Annotated in this window: 1 protein-coding gene; it reads right to left on the bottom strand. The window is 71.0% G+C overall.

Annotated elements, in window-relative coordinates:
- The coding region (locus B551_RS18690; protein ID WP_172682475.1) for an NAD-binding protein at positions 1–1,002 on the bottom strand (1,002 nt) is incomplete at both ends.

Raw genomic sequence — 1,002 nt, 5'->3', positions numbered from 1 at the left:
CTGTTCGCGCTCGCATCGAGCGCCGCCGCGTCCTGCCGCGCGCTCTGCAACACGCGCTCGATCATCGCCGTTGCCAGTTCGTGCTCGCCGAGGAAGACCTCGCCGACGCGGTCCTGCAGCAGCAGCGCGGCCTCGTCCTCGCTGTGCGTGCGCACGAGGATGCGAATGCCCGGATTCAACGTGCGCGCGATCTCGGCCATGCGCCGCACGCCGACGGTATCGGGCGTGGCGATCACCAGCATGCCCGCGCGCGCGATATGGGCCTGGATCAATACCGACGGTTCGGCGGCATCGCCCGATACCGCCGGCACGCCCTGCGCGCGCAGCGCCTCGACGATCTCGCGGTTCTGGTCGGCCACCACCACCGGCACCCCATGCGAGCGCAACGCCGCGGCGATGCGGCGTCCGACGCGGCCATGGCCGACCAGCACGACCTGCCGCGTCAGCAGCGCCTGGTCGACCGTGGCGGGCAGCTCGGCCAGCGGGTCGGCGCTGCGCTCGAGCTTGCGCGCCAGCGCCGATCGAGCGCGAATCCAGCGCTGCAGCGGCTCGACCGCGTGAAATACCAGCGGGTTCAGCGCGATCGAGATCAGCGAGGCTGCCAGCACCAGGTTGTGTCCCTGCGGGCTCAGCATGCCGAGCGTGACGCCGAGCCCGGCGAGGATGAAGGAGAACTCGCCGATCTGCGCGAGGCTCGCCGACACCGTCAGCGCGGTGTTCAGCGGGTAGCGCATCACCAGCACCAGCGCCAGCGCGGCCAGCGACTTGCCGACGATCACGATGGCCAGCGTGACGGCGACCTGCAGCGGCGCGTCGAGCAGCACGCGCGGATCGAACAGCATGCCGACCGAGACGAAGAACAGCACCGAGAAGGCGTCGCGCAGCGGCAGCGTTTCCTGCGCGGCGCGATGGCTCAGTGCCGAGCCGCGCAGCACCATGCCGGCGAAGAAGGCGCCGAGCGCGAACGAGACGCCGAACAGCACCGCCGAGCCGTAGGCGATG

Origin of the sequence: Cupriavidus sp. HPC(L) (assembly GCF_000307735.3) — a bacterium.
Taxonomy (GTDB): domain Bacteria; phylum Pseudomonadota; class Gammaproteobacteria; order Burkholderiales; family Burkholderiaceae; genus Cupriavidus.
This window is presented reverse-complemented; position numbering and strand designations above follow the sequence as displayed.